Genomic DNA, 15,836 nt, shown 5'->3' on the forward strand with positions numbered 1-15,836 from the left:
CCGGTTCCGAGCCACAAGGAGTTACACAGTGGGACCTTGGTTTTCGTGCAGGGCGCTGGTGCTGGGACTGCTGTTGAGCGGAATGGCCTTCGCGGCCGATCGGATCAACATCAATACGGCGGATGCGTCGACGCTGCAGCAGGGATTGGCGAACGTGGGGCCGATGAAGGCCGAAGCGATCGTCGCGTACCGGCGACAACACGGACCCTTCGAACGCGTCGAGGACCTGGCGCGGGTGAAGGGGATAGGGACAGCGACCGTCGAACGGAATCGACAACGGATGACGACCGGCGCCAGGCAGGCACCGGTCGAGGCACCGCCCAGGAGGGCAGCGCCGGCCTCCGTACCGAGGCGCTGAACAACAGGACGGGTCGGGACAGGCAGGACGCCGGTCACTGGTCGCCACGGCAGGAGGCCGCGGCGGCACCGACAGCTGCAGGACGCAGCACGCACGGAAGCGGCGCGGAAGGATTGGCGCGGACCCACCAGGACGGTGGCATCCAGACCCCGGGAAGGGCTGAGATGGCGGAAGCATATACGGCCGAGTGCACGGAGCATGGCCGGCACCCAGACTGGGCAGGATGCACAGGGGGAAGGCGGGATGCCGACAAGGATGTATCGATTGCCCGGTCTGCACAGGGATGTGTGGCCGGGCAATTACTTTTTGTGCTCCCTTGTTTTCGCGAACGCATGCAGGTACTTCGTGTAGCGTGGCGGCATCTCTTCGAATGGATGCACGACATGGCAGTACGCAGCACGCTGTTGAGTCTGGCGCTCGGGACGCTGCTGGCGACCGGGATGCTTCCCGCCACCGCCGCCAACACTGCGCCGACGGCCACCAGGACCACCGAGGCCCCGCGCGGCCCGACCGATCTCAAGCCCGGCGAATTCCTCTGGCACCCCGAGATTTCCCCGGCCGGTCCGATCGTGCTGGTGGTCAGCCTGGATGAGCAGCGCGCCTACGTCTACCGCAACGGCATCGCGATCGGCATGAGCACGATCAGCTCGGGCAAGACCGGGCATGAAACGCCGACCGGTGTGTTCACGATCCTGCAGAAGGACAAGGACCACAAGTCCAACCTCTACAACAGCGCGCCGATGCCTTACATGCAGCGCCTGACCTGGGATGGCATCGCGTTGCACGGCGGCAGCCTGCCCGGGCATCCCGCCTCGCACGGCTGCGTGCGGCTGCCCCAGGCGTTCGCGCAGAAACTGTTCGGTGAGACCCATCGCGGCGATACCGTGGTGGTGGCCGATGCCAAGAGCGCACCGATGACGCTGGCCTATCCGGCGGTGCTGGCGCCGGTCAGCAGCACCGGCAAACCGCTGGTCGAGAGCACCGACGCCCCGGCGCATTACTGGAACGATGCGGCGGCCCCGGCCGGCCAGGTGGGCATCCTGGTCAGCCTGCACGACCAGCGCCTGTACGTGCTGCGCGACGGCGTGCTGATCGGTGAGTCGCGGTTGGAAGCCAAGGCCCTGCCGGCCTTCGAGGGGACGACCCTGTTCGTGATGGGCCAGGGCTACCAGGACAACCCCAGCCCGCTGGACCCGCACCGCCCGCTGCACCGCTGGACCGCCTATCCGCTGCTGGGCCAGACCGCCGCCAATGCGACGCCGGACCTGCTCGCCACGCCGAGCCTGCCGATGGCGCTGCCGCCGGAATTCGCCGAGCAGCTGTACAGCGTGCTGGTGCCTGGCACCACGCTGCTGGTCACCAGCCTGCCGGCGGTACGCCCGGTGGCCGATGAACAGAACCTGCAGCCTGTCTTGGAATCCGACGCCGGTGGGTCCACTTTGTAAAGGTTGCCTCCGGTTGGCGTGCTGCCCATGTCCGTTGTGAAATTACTGCCCGCCGTGTTCTGCGGCCTGATCGCGTCCGCCACGGCCGGCGCGGCCAGCCCTGCGCCGGCCCCCACCGCCAGCCCGGTGCAGATGGCCGAGATGCTGGCCAAGGCCGCGCCGGCCGCGGACAAGCACGTGCTGCAGTTGGCGGCTCGTGCGATGCACTGCGCGCTGCGTCGTCCGGAACTCGGCATCGACCCGGGCAAACTGAGCGTGATCGATTACTCGCGACCCTCGACCGAACCGCGCATGTGGATTTTCGATCTCACGCGCCAGCGGCTGCTGTTCGAGGAGTGGGTCGCGCATGGCCGCAACAGCGGTGACAACCGTACCCAGCATTTCTCCAACAAGGACGGCAGCTTCATGTCCAGCCTGGGCGCGTTCACCGCCAAGGAAACCTACATGGGCGGCAACGGCTATTCGCTGCGGCTGGAAGGGCTGGAACCGGGCTTCAATGACCATGCCCGCGACCGCGCGATCGTCATCCATGGCGCGCCGTACGTGAATCCCGCGATCGCGCGCCTGCAGGGTCGCCTGGGCCGCAGCCTGGGCTGCCCGGCGGTGCGCCTGTCCGTGGCCCGGCCCCTGATCGACAGCCTGCGCGGCGGCACGATGGTGTTCGCGTATTACCCCGACAAGGACTGGTTGGCGCGGTCGCGCCTGCTCGAACCCGATTGCGGCGGCGCGTCCTGAGCGCACTGCGGTGCGCCGCTCAGGCACACTGGGCGCATGTCGACCGATACCGTCTTGGGCGCGGCCAGCCGCGTCATTCCCTCCTTCGAGTACCGCCGCGAACGCTGGCGCAATGGCCTCGGCTGGACGCGCGAGATCCTGCGCCTGCCCGACAACGACGACTGGCAGGTGCGCCTGTCGATCGCCGAGATCGAACAGGACGCCGCGTTCTCCGCGTTTCCCGGCATCGACCGCGAACTGGTGCTGCTGCGTGGCGAAGGCCTGCGCCTGCGCTTTGCCGATGGCGCCGTGCACACGCTGATGCCGCCGCATGAGCGTCTGCGCTTCGCCGGCGAAGCGCAGGTCACCGGCGAACTGGTCGATGGCGTGACCCACGATTTCAATCTGATGTGGCGGCGCGATGCCGTGCAGGCCGAGCTGCTGCACCGGCCGCTGGTGGGCAGCATGTTCTTCTTCACCGAACCCGACGCGGCGTGGGCGATCCATCTGCTTGCCGGTCAGGCCGAATTCGAGGGCGAGCCGTCGCTGGCACCGCTGGCCGCCGGTGATACCGCCTGGTTGGCGGCCGGTGAGCGCCGTCGGTTTGCATTGCATGGTGGCGGCGAGTTGTTGGCGATACGCGTGAGTGCGGGCGGCCGCGCTGCGTGAGCAGCGGCACGCAACCTCAGTAAACGTCGCGCCGGTAGCGACCGGCCACGATCAGCGCTTCTTTGCCGTCGCGGCCCAGCGCCTGCTCGATCACCGCGTCCACCGCCGGGGCCATGCCCTGCAGGCTGCCGCAGACCAGGATCGTGGCCCCGTCATGCACCCACTGCTGCAGTTCGCCGATGTGCGCCTGCAGACGGTCCTGGATGTAGTGATGCTCGCCACCATCGCGACTGAACACCGTATCCAGCCGCGCGATCCAGCCATCGCGCTGCCAGGCGCGCAGGTCGTCGCCGAAGAAGAAATCGTGCGCGGCCGTGCGTTCGCCGAACAGCAGCCAGTTGCGGCGCGCGCCGGCGCTGATGCGCTCGCGCAGGTGGGCGCGCAGGCCGGCGATGCCGGTGCCGTTGCCGATCAGGATCAGCGGCATCGCGACGGCGACACCGTGGAAATTCGGGTTGCTGCGGAAGCGCAGATCGATCCGACCCTCCAGCGCGGCGTGATCGCACAGCCACCCGCTGCCCAGCCCCGGCGTGCCATCCGGACGCAGCTGGCGGCGCAGCAGCAGCTGCACCTGGCCTTCGGTAGGCAGGCTGGCGATCGAGTACTCGCGGTGCGGAAGCGGACGGAGTGCGGCCACCAGTGCGGCCGTGTCGGCCGATGCCGGAATTTCGTCGGCATCCGGGAGGTGCGCACGCGCGAGATGCGCGCGCAGCGGCCGTCCATCGATGTCCGCATCGCCCTCCCACCCGGTATCCCGCAGCCAGGCCTCGACCTCAGCCGGTGCATGCTGCGGTCCGATCTCGACGACGTCGCCGGCCTGCCACATCGGCAGCACGCCGTCGGCCGGCACCAGCGTGATGCGGTAGGTCGGTGCGCCCGGGCTGCCCGGGTTTTCCAGGTGCCGCGCCTGCAGTTGCCACGGCAGGTACTCGGCCGGCGCCCAGTCCGGCAGTTCGGTGGCTTCACCGCCCAGCTGGCCGAGCAGTTGCTGCCAGTGGCGCAGTGCGCCGGGATCGGCGTTGTCCACCTCGACCGTGTCGAACAGCGGATGCGCGCCGTGCTGGCGCAGCCACGCATCGAGCTGATGGCCGAACGCGCAGAAGTGCCCATAGCTGCGGTCGCCCAGCGCCAGCACGCCGTACTGCAGCTGTGGCAGGGCCAGCGCCTGCGGCATCACGTTGCGCAGGAAGGGCAGCGCATGATCCGGCGCATCGCCTTCGCCGGTGGTGCTGACCACGAACAGCACCTGCCCGCTGCGCTGCAGAAGCTCGGCCGTCACCGCATGCAGCGCGCGGATGCGGACCGGCAGTCCGGCAGCGCGCAACGCGTCCGCACTGCGTTCGCACAGTTGCTGCGCGAAGCCGGTCTGGCTCGCCCAGACCAGCAGGATCGGCGCCGGTCCGTCATCGGCCACGCGCGCCTCGCGCGGTCGTCCACGCCACCAGATCAGCGCGCAGAACGCCGCATACAGCAGCAGGCTGCCGGCGGCCCAGCGCCACTGCGCGGCCAGGGGTGCGCTCTGCCACCACGCTTCACCCAGGTGCAGGCGCAGCAGCGCCCAAGCGATGGCCGCCAGCACCAGCATCACCGCCAGGTTGCCCAGCCACGCACGGGAAGGACGCAGGCTCATGCCGCGTCCACGCGGTCGTCGGCGAGCAGGTGCTCGAATGCGGGACTCATGTGTTCCTCGATACCGTGCGTCCCCCGGCTGACAAAGCGTGCGGCCAGCGCATGGGTGCGCGCAAATGCCATCCCGTCGTCGGCGCCCATCACCGTCAATGCGGTGGCCCAGGCATCGGCGTGCATGGCGCTGTCGGCCACCACGGTGACCGCGGCCGCGGCGCGTGCGACCGGCGCACCGATGCGCGGATCCAGGGTATGGCTGTACTGCTCACCGCCGTGCTCGAAATGGTGCCAACGATCACCGGAGGTGGCGACCGCACGCTCCGTCAGCGCGAGCACGCGCGGCGGATGGTCTGCCTGCGCATCGTCTTCCGGAGCGGATTCCACCAGCACGCGCCACGGCTGACCGTCGGGCTTGCGTCCGAACCCGTGCAGCTCGCCGCCGACTTCCACCAGCGCTGCGTGCACGCCGTTCTGGCGCAGCCACGCGCTGACCTGGTCGACGCCAAAGCCCTTGGCGATCGCCGAGAGATCCAGCGCCAGCCCACCGGGTTGCCGCAGGCGACCGGGCTGCCACTGCAGGCGTTGCCAGCCACACTGCGCACGGGTCGCGGCGAGGGCGGCCGCATCGGGAATCTGCCGGGCCTGGGCCTGCGCGCCGAATCCCCACAGCGCCACCAACGGGCCGACGGTCGGATCAAAGGCGCCGCCACTGCGTTGTGCGATCTCCAGCGCGCACTGCATCACCGTGTCGAACAACGGCGGCAACGCCTGCCATTCACCGGCGGGCGCCCGGTTGAAACGCGCGATATCGCTGTCGGCTTCCCACGTGCTCATCTGCGCCACGATGGCGTCCAGCTGCGCCTGGATGCCGGCGTGCAGCGGATGCAGGTCGCGGCTGCGTGCCACGGCCAGCTTTACCTGCCACGTGGTGCCCATGGTGTGGCCGCCGAGGCTGGCGATGTCGAGATCCGGGTTGTTCATGGAGGTGGGCACGTCGGGGCCTAGTAAGCCCGATGGCCGGACTGCGTCGGGTGAAAAGCCCCCGTCGTGTCGACAGGGGCGGGTGAGGTGGAGGGCGCGTGCAGCGCCCGCGCCGCAGGCGGTTACTCCGGCAGCACTTCCAGCGTGGCCACGTAGCTCAGGCGACGCTTCTTGGCTTCCTTGATCGAGGTCTTGCTGTCCTCGGTGCCGGTTTCCAGCCAGTACATGCCCGCTTCCGGCCAGGTGACGGCGAACTCGCCCTTGGCATCGGTGCTGACCTTGATCTCGTCCTGCGCGTTGCGGTACCGGGTGCCGCCGCGGGTGATCTCGAACGCCAGGCCGGCGGTCGGCTTGCCGTCGACCAGCACGCGGAAGCGCGCGGCTTCACCGGCGACCAGATCGTTCGGGTGGGCCAGCGCGATCATCTCGATGCCCTGGTTGGTCGGCTTGAGCGCGGTGTCGTTCGGGGTGCCGTTGGTGACGAAGGTCTCCACGCGGCCGACCGACTGCGAGACCTGCAGGTTCTTCGCGTTCTTCGGCACCTCGGTGGCGAAGGTGGCCGGGGTACCACGCCAGCGCTTGGGCTTGCCGTCTTCTTCCCAGCTGGCCGACAGGCCGTTGTTGATCGTGGCCAGGCGGTAGGTGCCCTGCTGGGTCAGCTCGACATCGAACACGCTGCGGAACTTGCCGGTCGCCGCGTTCTGCGGCTGCACGGTGCTGCCATCGGGCGCGGTGATGACCAGGTTGTCCAGGCGCAGCGGCACGTGGTTGAAGTAGAACAGGTCGTTGGAGACCGCCGCATCGACGGTGATCCACGGGTTGGTGCCCGCGATCACGGTCTGCGAGGGCTGCAGCCAGGCCTTGTGGGCCAGGGCGGAGAACGGAAGTGCGGCGGCCATGGCGGCGGCGAGGACGAGCGTGCGCTTCATCGAAAAACTCCAGGTGGATGGGGTATCAGGGCTTGGCGGACAGGGTGACCAGACCGAGTTCGGTCGCGCCCTGGGCCTTGCCCGTCTGCGCGGCCGTGACCGGCCAGGTGAAGGGGATCTTGAGCAGTTCGCGGCCGCCGACTTCGCGCACCGCTTCCACCACGAGGGTGTAGTTGCCAGGCGCGAGTGCCTTGAGCGCCGGCTGCTTGTCGTTGAACGACAGCGCATGCTTGCCGACCGGGCGGGTCGGACCGGTCACGCCGTCCACCGGCACCTCCAGGGTGCGGCCGCTCTTGCGCCACCACTGGCGCAGGTCAGGCAGCCACTTGGTGCCATGGCCTTCGCTGTTGCCGGTCTGCTGGTACCAGACCGACAGGTTGGCGGCGACCTTCTGGTCGGCACCTTCCAGCCACACGGCCACATACGGGCGGTGGTACTCGGCCACGTTGAGCTTGGGCACCTCGACATTGATGTCCAGGGTGGTGGCATAGGCCGGCGAGGTGGCCAGCAGGCCGCTCAGGGCGATGGTCAGGGTGACGCGCATGGTGCGGCTCCGGGAAGGGAAGGTCAGTGGATGAGGATCAGGGCGATCAGCAGCGGGATCAGCAGGCCCAGGCCGACCAGCGGCCAGGTCATGCGGCGCTGGCGGGCATGCAGGTGCAGCAGGAACAGGCCGGTGATGCAGAACACCAGGCAGGCCACGGCGAAGATATCCAGGAACCAGCCCCAGGCTGGCCCGGCGTTACGCCCTTTGTGCAGATCGTTGAAATAGGACACCCAGCCGCGCGCGGTGGATTCGTACTCCACGGCGCCCGATTCGCGGTCGATGCTCAACCAGGCATCGGCTCCCGGGCTGGGCAGGGACAGGTAGATTTCGCCATCGGACCACTCGGCCGGGCGCCGCCCGATCGAAATGCCGAGCTGCGCATCCAGCCAGCGGGTGGCCACGCGGGGAATCGGTGCGTTGCCATCGGCGCGGTCGCCGAGCTTGCCGAGCAGGTCGGCAGGCAGCGCCAGCTGGCGGCTGACCACCTCCGGCTTGGCTTCGATCCTGGACGCGTGGTTCAAGGTGATGCCGGTCGCGGCGAACAGCAGCATGCCGATCAGGCACACCGCGGAGCTGATCCAGTGCCACTGGTGCAGCGTGCGCAGCCAGAAGCCGCGGCGTTGTTGTTGCACGCTGGAAGAGGGAGCGCTGGTGGCCACGGTCGCAGGAGGAAGTGCTGAGGGGCGAATTACACCATTGATGAGAATGATTCGCAATTTCTGGGCAAAAAAAAGGCAGCGGACCGTTGCCGGCGCGCTGCCCGAGGTCAAGGCCCGCGGCGGCGTCACTCGGGACGCCACCACGGGGTGCCTCAGAACTTGGCGTTCACTGAAATCCAGTAGCTGCGACGCTGGTCCTTGGTGGCGTAGTCGTCCACGCAGTTGAATTCGCTGTCGCTGATCAGCACGCAGGACTGCGAGACGAAGTCCTTGTCGAACAGGTTGTTGACCCGCGCGTTGACCGTCAGCCAGGTGTTGATGTCCCAGCTGCCGCCCAGGTGGAAGATCGTGTAGTCCTCGTAGTAGCGGGTCTGCGAGCTGCTCACGCCGCCGACGTTGCTGACCAGCGTGTCGCGGTAACGGTCGTAGCGGCCTTCGCCGATCAGCGACAGGCTGACAGCCTCGCTGATCTGCCAGTTCAGGCTGGCATTGGCCATGTGCCTGGCCGGGTTCCCGGTGATGGGCAGGCCCTTGCCGGTGCCGCTGGTCTGCTCGCTCCTGGTCCAGGTGTAGTTGCCGCGCAGCTGGAGGGTGTCGAGCAGATCGACCTGGGCAGCCGCTTCCACGCCGCGGGTTTCGGCCTTGTCGATGTTCACGCTCTGGCCGAAGGTGCTGTAGCCCAGCTCGGCCCAGCCCGGGCCGATGTCCACGCAGTAGCTGCCATCGTCCGGGGCGACTTCGCAGTTGGCGAAGGTGCCGCCGCTGGCGATCTTGTCATCGAACTTGTTGAGGAAGCCGGTGACGTTGAAACCCCAGCGATCGCCCTCGTAGTACGCGGCGATTTCGTAGTTGGTGCTGGTTTCCGGCTTCAGGTTGGGCGAGCCGACCAGCGGGGTCACGCCCTGGCCACCGAAGCCGACGATGCCCGGGAACAGCTGGTCCGGACGCGGGGTCTTGTAGCCGGTGCTCACGCCGCCCTTGAGGGTCCAGGCATCGTTGGCGTTCCATACCAGGTAGGCACGCGGGCTGACGTGGCTGCCGAAGATGTTGTGGTCGTCATAGCGCACGCCGACGGTGGCGGTCAGGGTGTCGGTCAGCGACCAGTTGTCCTCGGCGAACAGCGCCCACATGCGGTGCTGCTGCTTGACGTTGGTCTTGTAGCCGTTGCCGTCCATGCCGAACACGCCATCGACCATGTCGGTGTCGTTGTACTGGCCGCCGACGGTCAGCTTGTGCGCGCCGAATGTGAGATCAAGCATCGTGTCCAGCACGTTGCCCTTCAGTTCCATGGTGCGCAGCGGGCGCGGCAGGAAGGCCTGCAGGCGCGCCAGCTCGGCGGCGTTGAGCGCGCCCAGCCCGTTGCGCGCGCCGGCCGCGCAGTTGGCGGCGGCGCCGGTGCGGCGGCACACGTCGTTCCACAGGACCTGCAGATCCGCGCGCTCGTCCAGCGTCAGCGGCAGCGAGCGGCCGAGGTTGTTGCTGGTGATGTGGGTCAGCGTGGTCTGCCAGGTGCCGAATTCATAGCGGCCCTGGTGGGTCAGCGCCAACTGGTCGCGCTCGTAGCGCTGGTAGGCGGTGTAGCCCACGCGCGGCTGCACCACGCGGCGGCTGACGGTGCCGCTGCCGTTCGGGTTGGGGATCGTCGCGTTGCCGACGCGCCACAGGCTGGCGAGGCTGTCCAGGGTGCCGGTCTGGCCTTCGCTGTTATCGTACTTCTGGCGCGACACGTCGTAGTCCAGCCACAGCTCGTGGTCGTCGTTGACGATGAAGTTCAGGCGCAGGCCGGTGTTCCAGTTGGTGTTGGCCACCGCCTTGCCGCCGCCACCGAAGCCGATGCTGCGCGACCACATCGTGCCGTCGGGCAGCTGGAGGTCGTCCCACTCCGGGTTGGAGGCTTTGGCGTCGTAGTAGCTGCCGCGCACCGACAGGCCCAGTCGGTCCTTGATCAGCGGGCCGCTCAGGTAGACATCGGTGCTGCGTGCGTCACCGAACTGGTCGTCCTGCTGCAGGGTGAAGCCCTGGGTGACCGCGCCATGCCACTCGGTCTGGTTGCGACGGGTGATGATGTTGATCACCCCGCCCATCGCATCCGATCCGTACAGGGTCGACATCGGGCCGCGCACCACTTCGATGCGTTCGATCGCATCCAGCGGCGGCATGTACGAGAACTGGCCGCCGCCGAAGTTGTTCGGATACAGGTTGCCGGCGTTGCTCTGGCGGCGACCGTCGATCAGCACCAGGGTGTAGTCCGACGGCATGCCCCGCATGGAGATGGTGGCGCGGCCGTTCTTGTCGGTCGGCTCCATGCCCACGTCGATGCCTTCCACGTCGCGCAGCGCATCCACCAGGCTGGTGTACGGGCGCTTGCTCAGTTCTTCGCGGCTGATCACGCTGATGCTGGCCGGGGCATCGACGATCTTCTGCTCGAAGCCGGCGGCGGTGACCACCACCTTGTCCAGCGTGGTCGGACCGGCGGCGTCGCCGTTGGCGAAGGCCGGGGCGCTCAGCGCACCGAGCAGGGCGAGGGACAGGGTGCAGCGGGACAGGGACGTGCGACGACGATGGCGCTGGGCCATGGGGGCAACCTCGGAAAGGAGAAAACGAACGCGACGTGGCAGGCCGCGGGGCGGCAGCACGCGCAGGTATCAGGGATGCCCGGGGCGGGCGGAACACGCAGGACCGGAGGCGGGCGCGATGGCGCCGCCGGGGGTCGGAATCAGCCCTGCGGTGGGGCTTGGCCGCGCTGGACGCGCAGGCCGGGTGCGGCAGGCAGCGGCGTGGCCGGGGCCGAATCGATGGCGGGGACGATCCGTGGCGGCTGTGCCACCAGGGTAGCCATCAGCGAATCCAGGGATTCCACCACCGGCGGCAGTGAAGGCGGCTGCGGCGGCGTCGCGGCAGGGCGCGCGCTGGCGACCCGGCGCGGCTTGGCCGGGGCTTCTTCCTGCGGGGTAGTTTCCCCACCGCCGGCCGGGCGCTCGTCCATCGGCATCTGCAGGACCATGATGGTGCTGCCGGGGGCTGCCCGTTCCAGCACCGGCAGGCCGGTAAAGAGCATCGCCAGCACTGCCAGCCACGCCAGCACCACGGGCAGCGCAGGGCGTTGCCCGCGCATGGCGGTGGCGAAGCTGCGATGGCGGTGAGGGTGGCGCAAAAGAAGGCCCGGTAGCGGCGGACCGGATGTCCGGTGCGCAACGCGCCGAGATTGTAGTGAGATATGTTCCCAAGCGCAAATGGGAATGATTTGCGATTGCGGCAACCTAGGCAGCCGGGCTCAGATCTCGCTCCAGCGTCGCAGGAGATTGTGATACACGCCGGTCAGCTGCAGTACGGCCGCGCTGTCGGCACCGGTGGAGCGCAGCGTTTCGATCGCACTGTCCATCTCCAGCAGCGTGCGCCGCGCGCTGTCATCGCGCACCATGCTCTGCACCCAGAAGAATGAGGCCAGCCGCGACCCACGGGTGACCGGATTGACGCGATGCAGGCTGCTCGAGGGATACAGCACCAGATCGCCGGCGGGGAGCTTCACCTCGTGCTCGCCGTAGGTATCGCTGATCACCAGCTCGCCGCCGTCATAGTCGTCCGGCGCGGTGAGGAACAGCGTGCACGATACGTCCGAACGCAGATGGCTGCGCTGTCCGTCCAGCGGGGTGATCATCACCGCCCCATCCACGTGGAAGCCGTACTCGCCGCCGCCCTGGTAGCGGTTGAAGCGGGGCGGCAGAATCCGCAGCGGCAATGCCGCCGCGAAGAACAGCGGATGCCGGTCCAGGGCGCCCAGCACGATCCGGCCCAGCTCGGCCTTCAGCGGCGAGGCGTCGGGCAGTTGTTCATTGCGCTTGACCTGCGCGCCCTGCGCGCCGACGGTCTCGCGCCCATCGGCCCATGCCGCCTCGGCCAGCGCGCGCTGGAGGTGGGCCAGTTCATCGGCGCTCAGTACGTCGGGAACATGCAGCAACATGACAGGGTCCTTGTGCGACGCAGGGGAGGGCTCCCCTGCGCCGGCCGGTGGTCAGAAGCGGAAGTCCGCACTGAACAGGACGGTGCGCGGGGCACCCGGGGTGTAACGGTAGCCGCTCTTGTTGATCGCAGCCACGTACTGCTTGTCGAACAGGTTGTATGCATTCAAGCGCAGCACCAGATGCTCGTTGATCGCATACGAAGCCACCGCATCGTAGACCGTGTAGGACTTGGTGAAGGCCGGGGTACCGACCGCACCGTCCGTGCCGCGATGCATCTGACCGGCGTAGCGCACGCCGCCGCCGATCGTCAGGCCGGACGGGAAGGCATAGCTGGTCCAGCTGGTGAAGGTGTCGCCCGGGGTGTAGGTCAGGTTGCGGGTGCCGTCGGCGGCGACGTTGGCGCCTTCGTCCACCTCGGTATCCAGATGGCTGTAGCCCGCCGAAACCGACCAGTTGTCGGTGATGCGGCCCACGGTGGAGACCTCGATGCCCTGCACCGACTTCTTGCCGGTCTGGGTCGGGTTGCCCGCATCATCCAGGACCTGCGTGTTGATCTCGTTGCTGACCTCGGTCTTGAACAGCGCCACGTTGAAGGCGAGTGCGTCATCGAGGAAGGCCCACTTGGTCCCCACTTCGATGGTCCTGGCCTTCTGCGGATCCAGGCTCGGGTTGTCGGCGCTGCTGGCGGAGGTGCTCAGCTGGAAGTTGCTGCCGCCCGGCGGCTGCTGGGAGAGGGCGTAGTTGGCGTACAGGCTGACGATGTCATCGACCTTGTAGACCGCGCCGAGCTTCCAGTTGAGCAGGGTGTCCGAATGTTCCAGCGAGGGATTGGCGATCACCGTGCCGACCGGGTTGGCGCCGCAGGCCGGACCACGGCCGCCGCACACCGACGCACTCTGGTACTCGGTCGTGTAGTGGTCGGCGCGCAGGCCCGCGGTGACCAGCAGGCTGTCGCCGAAGTTGAGAGTGTCGAACAGATAGACCGAGGAGGTGGTGGTCTTGCCGTGGCTGTCGGCGCCGTTGTGTGCCCAGGTCAGTCCGGTCGCGTTCCAGTCCGGGGCATACAGGTTGGCCGGCGACCAGGTGGTGCCACCGGTGGCGGCCTGGCCGAAGCTCCTGAGCTCCTCGCGGGTGAATTCCAGGCCGGCGCTCAGGTTGTGCACGATCGCCCCGGTGGTGATGTCCGCGCGCAGGTTGAGCTGGTCGGTCAGGATCGTGTTCTGCTGGTCCTTGAAGGTCGGCAGGCTGCGCGCGATGGTGTAGGTGGCTGGATCGGCCGGGTTGGTGAAGCGGATGTTGCCGGTCGGTGCGCCATTGGCACCGCGCGTGCCGGTACCCATGAACGCGGTCAGCAGGTAATCCTGGTCGGTGCGGCCCCAGCGGGCGGTGTTGGTCACGCGCACGGCGTCGTTGACGTCGTGCTCGATGCGGAACGTCGCCATCTTCGCAGTGACATCGTCGTGGTCGGCGCGGGTGCCGTAGAAATTCTCCGGATCGACCGGCTGGCCGGCCAGCCGCTCCAGGCTGGGCTGCGGCGTCCAGCCCGGTAGGCCCAGGGTCGGCACGCCGCCGTCGGGCACGTTGTCCTGGTCCACGTAGAGCAGGTTGAGGAAATAACGGGTGCTGGTGCCGAGGCCGAACGCCAACGACGGTGCGATGCCCCAGCGGCGGTTGTTGACGTGGTCGCGGCCGGGCTGGTCGCTGTCCTGCCACATCGCATTCACGCGCAGCGCACTGGTCGCGCCGAGCGCCTGGTTCCAATCGGCGGTGCCGCGCTGCTGGCTGTCTGTACCGGCCGAGACCGTGCCCGACACGGCGTTGTGCAGGTTGGCCTGTTTGCTGACCATGTTGATCGCACCCGTGGGTGCCGAGCGGCCGTTGTCGGTGCCGGCCGGGCCCTTGGCCACCTCCACCTGCTCGGTATTGAACACATCCCGCGAGATCGAGCCGAGGTCGCGCACGCCATCGACGAAGATGCTGCTGGAGGTGTCGAAGCCGCGCATGAAGATGCTGTCGCCGGTGTTGGTGTTGCCGTTCTCACCCACGTAGAACGTACCCACCCCCGGGCTGTTGCGCAGCGCATCGGTCAGCGTGGTCGCACCCTGCTGGTTGAACAGGTCGCTGGTGATCACCTGGATCGTCTGCGGGGTGTCCTGCAGCGACTGGGTGAACTTTGGGGAAGCGACCTTGTCGGCCTTGAAGCCGCGCACGCCGCGCACATCGATCTGATCCAGGGTCTGCGGCGTGTTGCCGCTGGACTGTGCGTGCGCGATGACTGGCAGGACAGCCAGGCTCAGCCCGGTGACCAGGCCGGCAGTGGCGCGGCCGGCAACGGTGCGCGGAAAGGAAGAATGCTTGCGGCTCTTGATCATGGTGTGGACGATCCGGGAAGGGAAAGACAGGCGGAGCGGTGTGCGCGGGGCACAGCGACAGGCAATGGAGAAGCGGGCACGCGAAGCCGTTCGCACTGCGCACAGGCGCAGGCACGGCACGCCCCACGCGGTGCGCGGGGCCGGAATCAGGCGTAGGGAGGCGCGTGGCCGGGGTTGAGCCGCAGCGAAGGTTCCAGCCGCTGCCGCCGCAGCGCATCGGACGGCCACAACGGGACCAGTGCCGTCCAGGCGGTACGCCGCTGACGCAGAGGCAGGCCGACATGGCCGAGTTCGGGATCGGGGCCGGACTCGGTGGCCGACAAGGGCTCTGCCGCCGGGAGTTCGGGCAGCGGCGTATCCGGGGCGGTCGCCGTCGGCGAGAGCTCCCAGGCCAGCGAGGTCCGTGCCGGCGCGTTGCCTGGCTCAGCGCCGACCTGCGTTCCGCTCAGCCCGCGGCACGCCAGCAGCACCACGCAGAGCGTGGCCCACAGGGCGAGAGCACCAAGAAAAGAGCGGTGGGCGGACACGGGTTACCGGACAGGCGCGACCGGCTGGCCGCAATGCCTATCGTAATAGGAATAATTCGCGTTTTCAAAAGGCCGGCGTTCAGCCCGGGTCAGTCCCGGTCGTCGCGGGCCCAGACGGCGTCGTGTTCCCGCTTGACCGGGAACTTCGCCACCGGTGAGTAGGCCGGGGCGCACAGCGCGGCGCCGTCGCGGATGTCGAAGCGGGCCCCGTGCAGGACGCACTCGATGCTGGCCTCGCCGGTATCGAAGGTGCCCGAGGACAGCTCGAACTCGTCGTGGGTGCACTGGTCTTCCAGCGCGTACAGCTCGCCGTCCAGGTTGAACACCACGATCGGCGTGCCGGTCACTTCATCGAAGGTGCTCTTCATTTCGCCGGGCAGCAGCTCGGCGCTGGCGCAGACGAAGGTCCAGGTTTCGCTCACGCGGGCACCACCAGCGGCTTTTCCAGGATCTCGAAGCGCAGATCGTCGCGCTTGGGAATGCCGAAGCGCTCGTCGCCGTAGGGGAAGGGCTTCTTGATCCCCGTGCGCTGGTAGCCCCGGCGCTCATAGAAGGCGATCAGCTCGTCGCGGATGTCGATCACCGTCATCTGCATGACCGATACGCCCCACTCGCGTGCGGCGTGGGCCTCGGCCGCCAGCATCACCTGCTTGCCGATGCCGCCGCCCTGCTGGGCCGGATCCACCGAGAACATCCCGAAGTACCCCTTGCCCTGGTCATCGGCCACGTGCGCGCACGCCAGCAGCTGGCCGTCGCGCTCGGCGAGCAGGATGGTGCTGCGGGGGCGCTCGAGGTCGGCCTGCAGGCCCTGCGCGTCGATGCGGGCGCCATCGAGGATGTCGGCCTCGGTGGTCCAGCCGGCGCGGCTGGCATCACCCCGGTAGGCGGAGGTGACAAGGGTGATCAGGGCGGGGATGTCGGCCGGCGTGGCGGCGCGGTAGGTCAGGGTGGTCATGCCGACATTCTAGGCGCGGCAGGCGGGCACGGGGAGGGGGCGGTGTGCCGCGACAGCGACCGCTCATGGATGACGGTAGTGCCGAGCCATGC

16 protein-coding genes are annotated in these 15,836 nt (G+C 68.2%); 4 read left to right on the top strand and 12 right to left on the bottom strand.

The window, feature by feature from the left end:
- Positions 1 to 82: 82 nt before the first annotated feature.
- From ABE434_RS15950 to ABE434_RS15965, 4 genes are all read left to right on the top strand, one after another.
- Positions 83 to 358: a ComEA family DNA-binding protein gene (locus ABE434_RS15950; RefSeq protein WP_179461006.1), complete on the top strand. Its 276-nt coding sequence runs from the start codon at positions 83 to 85 to the stop codon at positions 356 to 358.
- A gap of 383 nt (positions 359 to 741) precedes the next feature.
- Positions 742 to 1,803, top strand: coding sequence for a L,D-transpeptidase (locus ABE434_RS15955; protein ID WP_346479515.1), 1,062 nt, complete (start codon positions 742 to 744; stop codon positions 1,801 to 1,803).
- Positions 1,804 to 1,830: 27 nt separating this feature from the next.
- Complete coding sequence (locus tag ABE434_RS15960; protein WP_346479516.1) at positions 1,831 to 2,538, top strand: murein L,D-transpeptidase catalytic domain family protein; 708 nt, start codon at positions 1,831 to 1,833, stop codon at positions 2,536 to 2,538.
- A gap of 36 nt (positions 2,539 to 2,574) precedes the next feature.
- Positions 2,575 to 3,186, top strand: a complete 612-nt coding sequence (locus ABE434_RS15965; protein ID WP_346479517.1) for a HutD family protein — start codon at positions 2,575 to 2,577, stop codon at positions 3,184 to 3,186.
- A gap of 16 nt (positions 3,187 to 3,202) precedes the next feature.
- Here the strand turns inward: ABE434_RS15965 and ABE434_RS15970 are convergent, their stop codons facing one another.
- The 12 genes from ABE434_RS15970 to ABE434_RS16025 all read right to left on the bottom strand — a co-directional run bounded on the left by ABE434_RS15970 (position 3,203) and on the right by ABE434_RS16025 (position 15,744).
- A complete protein-coding gene (locus tag ABE434_RS15970; protein WP_346479518.1) occupies positions 3,203 to 4,816 on the bottom strand; it encodes a flavodoxin domain-containing protein in 1,614 nt (537 codons plus the stop codon).
- On the bottom strand, positions 4,813 to 5,793 hold the full coding sequence (locus ABE434_RS15975) for an FAD:protein FMN transferase (protein ID WP_346479519.1): 981 nt from the start codon (positions 5,791 to 5,793) through the stop codon (positions 4,813 to 4,815). Before ABE434_RS15975 ends, ABE434_RS15970 begins: the two co-directional genes overlap by 4 nt.
- Before the next feature lie 122 nt (positions 5,794 to 5,915).
- Complete coding sequence (locus ABE434_RS15980; RefSeq protein WP_346479520.1) at positions 5,916 to 6,722, bottom strand: DUF4198 domain-containing protein; 807 nt, start codon at positions 6,720 to 6,722, stop codon at positions 5,916 to 5,918.
- 25 nt (positions 6,723 to 6,747) lie between these two features.
- On the bottom strand, positions 6,748 to 7,266 hold the full coding sequence (locus ABE434_RS15985) for a DUF2271 domain-containing protein (RefSeq protein ID WP_102789113.1): 519 nt from the start codon (positions 7,264 to 7,266) through the stop codon (positions 6,748 to 6,750).
- Between the two features lie 23 nt (positions 7,267 to 7,289).
- Positions 7,290 to 7,928 (bottom strand): PepSY-associated TM helix domain-containing protein, encoded by a 639-nt coding sequence (locus ABE434_RS15990; RefSeq protein ID WP_346479521.1) that lies wholly within the window; start codon positions 7,926 to 7,928, stop codon positions 7,290 to 7,292.
- Between the two features lie 152 nt (positions 7,929 to 8,080).
- Entirely contained in the window at positions 8,081 to 10,504 is a 2,424-nt protein-coding gene (locus ABE434_RS15995; RefSeq protein ID WP_346479522.1) for a TonB-dependent receptor, read from the bottom strand.
- Between the two features lie 140 nt (positions 10,505 to 10,644).
- Positions 10,645 to 11,043, bottom strand: a complete 399-nt coding sequence (locus ABE434_RS16000; protein ID WP_346479523.1) for a hypothetical protein — start codon at positions 11,041 to 11,043, stop codon at positions 10,645 to 10,647.
- 159 nt (positions 11,044 to 11,202) lie between these two features.
- Complete coding sequence (locus ABE434_RS16005; protein WP_346479524.1) at positions 11,203 to 11,889, bottom strand: Fe2+-dependent dioxygenase; 687 nt, start codon at positions 11,887 to 11,889, stop codon at positions 11,203 to 11,205.
- 51 nt (positions 11,890 to 11,940) lie between these two features.
- On the bottom strand, positions 11,941 to 14,262 hold the full coding sequence (locus ABE434_RS16010; protein ID WP_346479525.1) for a catecholate siderophore receptor Fiu: 2,322 nt from the start codon (positions 14,260 to 14,262) through the stop codon (positions 11,941 to 11,943).
- A 146-nt stretch (positions 14,263 to 14,408) separates the two neighbouring features.
- Positions 14,409 to 14,789: a hypothetical protein gene (locus ABE434_RS16015; protein ID WP_346479526.1), complete on the bottom strand. Its 381-nt coding sequence runs from the start codon at positions 14,787 to 14,789 to the stop codon at positions 14,409 to 14,411.
- An 89-nt stretch (positions 14,790 to 14,878) separates the two neighbouring features.
- On the bottom strand, positions 14,879 to 15,211 hold the full coding sequence (locus ABE434_RS16020; RefSeq protein WP_176990811.1) for a non-heme iron oxygenase ferredoxin subunit: 333 nt from the start codon (positions 15,209 to 15,211) through the stop codon (positions 14,879 to 14,881).
- Positions 15,208 to 15,744, bottom strand: a complete 537-nt coding sequence (locus ABE434_RS16025) for a GNAT family N-acetyltransferase (RefSeq protein WP_346479527.1) — start codon at positions 15,742 to 15,744, stop codon at positions 15,208 to 15,210. The genes ABE434_RS16020 and ABE434_RS16025 overlap by 4 nt, the downstream gene beginning before the upstream one ends.
- Positions 15,745 to 15,836 lie beyond the last annotated feature (92 nt).

It is taken from the genome of Stenotrophomonas sp. TWI1183, from assembly GCF_039673115.1.
GTDB classification, from domain to species: Bacteria; Pseudomonadota; Gammaproteobacteria; order Xanthomonadales; family Xanthomonadaceae; genus Stenotrophomonas; species Stenotrophomonas maltophilia_AA.

Bases quoted from the DNA above. Each gene is read 5' to 3' on its own strand.
- ABE434_RS16000 (WP_346479523.1), bottom strand. From the start codon at position 11,043: ATGCGCGGGCAACGCCCTGCGCTGCCCGTGGTGCTGGCGTGGCTGGCA.
- ABE434_RS15995 (WP_346479522.1), bottom strand. From the start codon at position 10,504: ATGGCCCAGCGCCATCGTCGTCGCACGTCCCTGTCCCGCTGCACCCTG.
- ABE434_RS15950 (WP_179461006.1), top strand. From the start codon at position 83: ATGGCCTTCGCGGCCGATCGGATCAACATCAATACGGCGGATGCGTCG.
- ABE434_RS16005 (WP_346479524.1), bottom strand. From the start codon at position 11,889: ATGTTGCTGCATGTTCCCGACGTACTGAGCGCCGATGAACTGGCCCAC.
- ABE434_RS15980 (WP_346479520.1), bottom strand. From the start codon at position 6,722: ATGAAGCGCACGCTCGTCCTCGCCGCCGCCATGGCCGCCGCACTTCCG.
- ABE434_RS15975 (WP_346479519.1), bottom strand. From the start codon at position 5,793: ATGAACAACCCGGATCTCGACATCGCCAGCCTCGGCGGCCACACCATG.
- ABE434_RS15970 (WP_346479518.1), bottom strand. From the start codon at position 4,816: ATGAGCCTGCGTCCTTCCCGTGCGTGGCTGGGCAACCTGGCGGTGATG.
- ABE434_RS16025 (WP_346479527.1), bottom strand. From the start codon at position 15,744: ATGACCACCCTGACCTACCGCGCCGCCACGCCGGCCGACATCCCCGCC.
- ABE434_RS15965 (WP_346479517.1), top strand. From the start codon at position 2,575: ATGTCGACCGATACCGTCTTGGGCGCGGCCAGCCGCGTCATTCCCTCC.
- ABE434_RS15955 (WP_346479515.1), top strand. From the start codon at position 742: ATGGCAGTACGCAGCACGCTGTTGAGTCTGGCGCTCGGGACGCTGCTG.
- ABE434_RS16010 (WP_346479525.1), bottom strand. From the start codon at position 14,262: ATGATCAAGAGCCGCAAGCATTCTTCCTTTCCGCGCACCGTTGCCGGC.
- ABE434_RS15960 (WP_346479516.1), top strand. From the start codon at position 1,831: ATGTCCGTTGTGAAATTACTGCCCGCCGTGTTCTGCGGCCTGATCGCG.
- ABE434_RS15985 (WP_102789113.1), bottom strand. From the start codon at position 7,266: ATGCGCGTCACCCTGACCATCGCCCTGAGCGGCCTGCTGGCCACCTCG.